Source organism: Flectobacillus sp. (assembly GCF_049240685.1).
Classification (GTDB): domain Bacteria; phylum Bacteroidota; class Bacteroidia; order Cytophagales; family Spirosomataceae; genus Flectobacillus.
This window is the reverse complement of record NZ_JBMLSD010000328.1, coordinates 1-3,877: the sequence shown is the minus strand read 5'-3', so window position 1 is coordinate 3,877 and position 3,877 is coordinate 1. Positions and strand designations below refer to the sequence as shown.

Annotated in this window: 5 protein-coding genes; 1 reads left to right on the top strand and 4 read right to left on the bottom strand. The window is 37.0% G+C overall.

What is annotated here, in order from left to right; all coding sequences use genetic code 11:
- The 3 genes from ACOVQ4_RS14920 to ACOVQ4_RS14910 all read right to left on the bottom strand — a co-directional run.
- The coding region (locus tag ACOVQ4_RS14920) for an SDR family NAD(P)-dependent oxidoreductase (protein ID WP_421821426.1) at positions 1-548 on the bottom strand (548 nt) is incomplete at its 3' end.
- 20 nt (positions 549-568) lie between these two features.
- Positions 569-949 (bottom strand): nuclear transport factor 2 family protein, encoded by a 381-nt coding sequence (locus tag ACOVQ4_RS14915; RefSeq protein WP_421821425.1) that lies wholly within the window; start codon positions 947-949, stop codon positions 569-571.
- Between the two features lie 71 nt (positions 950-1,020).
- Complete coding sequence (locus ACOVQ4_RS14910; RefSeq protein WP_421821424.1) at positions 1,021-2,004, bottom strand: aldo/keto reductase; 984 nt, start codon at positions 2,002-2,004, stop codon at positions 1,021-1,023.
- 193 nt (positions 2,005-2,197) lie between these two features.
- Between ACOVQ4_RS14910 and ACOVQ4_RS14905 the strand changes: the two genes are divergently transcribed.
- A complete protein-coding gene (locus ACOVQ4_RS14905; protein WP_421821423.1) occupies positions 2,198-3,094 on the top strand; it encodes a helix-turn-helix domain-containing protein in 897 nt (298 codons plus the stop codon).
- Positions 3,095-3,184: 90 nt separating this feature from the next.
- Here the strand turns inward: ACOVQ4_RS14905 and ACOVQ4_RS14900 are convergent, their stop codons facing one another.
- Positions 3,185-3,811 (bottom strand): DUF3137 domain-containing protein, encoded by a 627-nt coding sequence (locus ACOVQ4_RS14900; protein WP_421821422.1) that lies wholly within the window; start codon positions 3,809-3,811, stop codon positions 3,185-3,187.
- Between the last annotated feature and the right edge of the window lie 66 nt (positions 3,812-3,877).

Below are 3,877 nucleotides of genomic sequence, written 5' to 3'. Positions count from 1 at the left end.
GCTTGAATACGGAGATGATTGGCTCTTTTAGAGAGGCAATACGCATAAGTAGTATTGGGTACATTAGCAGGCTGTAATACAGGTAAATTCATCAACTCACCAGCTGGTGTAGTCATCAGGGCTTTGTCTATTTCTGCTCCCAATGCAGGAATCATGTGACCAGCCATGCTTGAAATATGGATACCGGCACCACCTTCGGCAATCACCTTTCCAAATTCTTCCAATACATAAACCGCACCCACTAAATCAACCTCCAGTAATTTTTCGACCGATGCCATGTTGGGTGAAAGTCCTGCGGTATTGACTACTTGTAAGACATTTCCTAAGCTTGTGGCTTTGGCTACCAATGCTTCTACCGAACTAAGCGAAGTAACATCTGTTTGTTGGGTTTCTACTACGTAGCCCGTATCTTCTAGGTCTTTGGCTGCTTGTGCCAATAAATTGTTACTGATGTCGGCTAATAAAACTACTTTTCCTGCACCTTCACGTCTGGCGATTGCCATTCCAATACCACCTACGCCAATGATTACTAAAACATTTGATTTCATAATTTGCTTTTTGTTAATTTTTAAAATGTTGAGGCAACAGAGCTTAGGATAATCCAAGCTCCATTGCGTTTTTCTAATATCATTTTTTGTTGCAAACGCCAAGTGTGTCGGCCTCCCCAAATTCTTGCATCTACCAAATCTTGAGTAACTACTTCTGCTGTGTTGCCATTCACTTTGATAGTATGGTTCACTTCTTTGGCTGAATAATACTTCATGCTTTCTCTGGCTACTTCATCAAACCACTCTGATTTGGATTGTACATAACCCGTCATGTGTGTGAGGGTATAGTTTTTATCAAGAATTTTGTTCATAGCGACTGTGTCACGGGCAATCATTAATTGGGCCAATTGCCTTACCACCGCCATAACGGCCAAGTTTTCATCTTCTATATTATTTTGCATAGCAAACGAGTTGTTTTGTGTACAAGCCGTCAGGCTCATAAAGCTGTAAATGACCAATAGATATTTCATGATTATTTACCGACTCTTGCTTGTAATGCAGCTGGGTAGCGGTCGCCTACGATTTTTATGTCTTCCAGTGCATTTTGTATGTCGTGTAAATCGTTGGCAGACAATGATACATTTACTGCACCCACATTTTCTTCCAATCTGTGAATTTTTGTAGTACCCGGAATCGGTGCAATGAATGGCTTTTGAGCCAACAACCAAGCCAAGGCAATTTGAGCAGGGGTAGCGTTGTTATCTTGAGCGATTGTTTTCAATAAATCAACTAACGTCTGATTCGCCTTTCTGTTTTCTTCTGTAAAACGAGGAACGATATTACGAAAATCGGTTGGGTCGAATTGGGTGGTTTCATTGATAGCACCCGTCAAAAATCCTTTTCCCAGTGGACTAAAAGGCACAAATCCGATTCCTAATTCTTCCAAGAGCGGAATGATTTCATTTTCAGGCTCACGCCAAAACATAGAGTACTCACTTTGTAATGCCGTTACGGGCAAAACCGCATGAGCCTTACGGATGCTCTGTACGCCTGCTTCGCTCATGCCAAAATATTTTACCTTACCTTCTTGGATTAACTCTTTGACAGTTCCTGCTACGTCTTCCATCGGAATATTGGGGTCAACACGGTGTTGGTACAATAAATCAATCACATCTGTTTGTAGATATTTCAAAGAATTTTCTACCACCGCTCTAATATTCTCAGGGCGACTGTCCACTCCTTTCATGGCATCGCCGTCTTTAAAACCAAATTTGGTAGCAATCACTACTTCTTTTCTAAACGATTTAACCGCTTTTCCTAAAAGTGTTTCGTTGCCACCTTGGCTGTATGCTTCTGCGGTATCGAAAAATGTAATTCCTTTATCATAAGCCTTTTGAATCAAAGCTATGGCATCATTTTCGTTGGTTGCTGGGCCATAGCCAAAGGTTAAACCCATACAGCCTAGTCCCAATTCGGATACTTCTAATCCGCTATTTCCTAATTTTCGCTTATTCATGGTTTTTATAAGATTGATTAACCTATTTTGTATATCCAATTTCGAACTACACTGCAAATTTCATTTATTCCGATATCCTAAATGTATACGGATTACTGATGTTATTACCAACTTTACATATTGCCATATTCGAGTTAATTTTACTGATATTCTTCGTATTATATTTACAATGGATAGTTTAAAAATTTAGAATATGGAGAACATTATAAAGCTTGAGAAAATTTCTCAATTCAATACACTTAAAGGTATCGAAACAAAGCATCCTCTGATTAGTGTTTATGATAATTCAAATGCAAAAGCATTACCCAATCACTGCCGTTTGCATTTTGGGTTTTATGCTATCTTTTTGAAAGCAGCAAATTGTGGTGAATTGAAGTATGGGCGCAGTAGCTATGATTATGATGAAGGCACTCTTGTATTTTTTGGCCCAGGGCAGGTGGTAGAAATAAGCCACGAGGAAAATTATCAGCCAAGTGGATTGGTGTTACTTTTTCACCCAGATTTGATAAAAGGTACTTCGCTAGGAAAACAGATGAGTCAATATTCGTTTTTCTCTTACGAATCAAACGAAGCATTGCATTTATCATTAGCAGAACAAGAAATTATCAAAGATTTATTTGTAAAACTTGAGTATGAGATAAGTCAAACTATTGATAAACACTCCAAGACAATCATTACCAATGGTATCGAGTTACTCCTAAATTATAGTGTTCGTTTCTATGATCGACAGTTTATTACTCGCGAAAATATCAATAATGGTGTTCTTGCCAAGTTTGAAAACCTATTGGCCGATTATTTCAACTCGAATAAGATTCATGAATTGGGTTTTCCTTTGGTTGGATACTTCGCGAATCAACTAAATCTTTCTCCCAATTATTTTGGGGATCTTATCAAGAAGGAGACTGGTAAAACTGCTCAAGAGCTTATTCACTTAAAATTGATTGATCTTGCCAAAGAAAAGATTTTTGATACTGAAAAATCAATAAGCCAAATAGCTTTTGATTTGGGCTTTAAATATCCGCAACATTTTAATAGAATGTTTAAGAAAAGCACTGGTTATACGCCAAATGAGTATAGAATGTTGAATTGATAACATTTGAATACCATCTGCTATGGACATTGAATTTCGGAAATATTGTTCCTATCAATATTTCCGAAATCAGCCTTCTCAAATTCATATTTAAGTCAAATTTATAGTGGGTCGAGCTTCGTAGGCCGAACCAATCTCACAGAGTCTATCCATGATTTCAGCAAAAAGCTTAAACATGATTTTGAGCTTTTCTAAATCTTTGATAATACCAAGGGTTTCTAAATACAATTCATCAACGCCGTCTGGAAAACGTTGTCCCCAAAAACCTTCATCATCTTGTACTTTTACTTGAAACTGTGTTAAATCCTTCAAGGCTAGAAAAGCATTTTTTATGTTTTCGTCGTTAAATAGAGCTTTGATTTGATCAGGATTTTTACTTTTTAACACAAAAGTATCATAAAAGATTTTATCTTCAATTTCAATATCCTGCATCCCAAAATATTTTGCGATGTCGGTGAAAATACCTTCTGGGTAAATGGTAAATCTGAAGTCATCTTTGTTGATATAGGCACAACGCATACGAGTATACGGCATGGAGCTTTTTCCCGAAGAAAGCCTAAATACATCTAAAATGATTGTCCAATTTTTGTGTTCTAAAACTACTTTTGACTCATGCCAAAAGCTATCTTTATTGAGTAATGTAGCATTTATTTCTTTCTCTAATAGTCCCCAAATTTCGTCTTTGCTTGGACCAAAAATATTTTTTAAGAATCCCATGGTATTTGATAGATATATTCCTCCATAAAAATCTGAAATTACCTAGAAGATTCCTTGTTTATTGTG

Excerpts from the sequence above, each read along its gene's own strand:
- ACOVQ4_RS14910 (WP_421821424.1), bottom strand. The coding sequence starts at position 2,004 with ATGAATAAGCGAAAATTAGGAAATAGCGGATTAGAAGTATCCGAATTG.
- ACOVQ4_RS14905 (WP_421821423.1), top strand. The coding sequence starts at position 2,198 with ATGGAGAACATTATAAAGCTTGAGAAAATTTCTCAATTCAATACACTT.
- ACOVQ4_RS14900 (WP_421821422.1), bottom strand. The coding sequence starts at position 3,811 with ATGGGATTCTTAAAAAATATTTTTGGTCCAAGCAAAGACGAAATTTGG.
- ACOVQ4_RS14915 (WP_421821425.1), bottom strand. The coding sequence starts at position 949 with ATGCAAAATAATATAGAAGATGAAAACTTGGCCGTTATGGCGGTGGTA.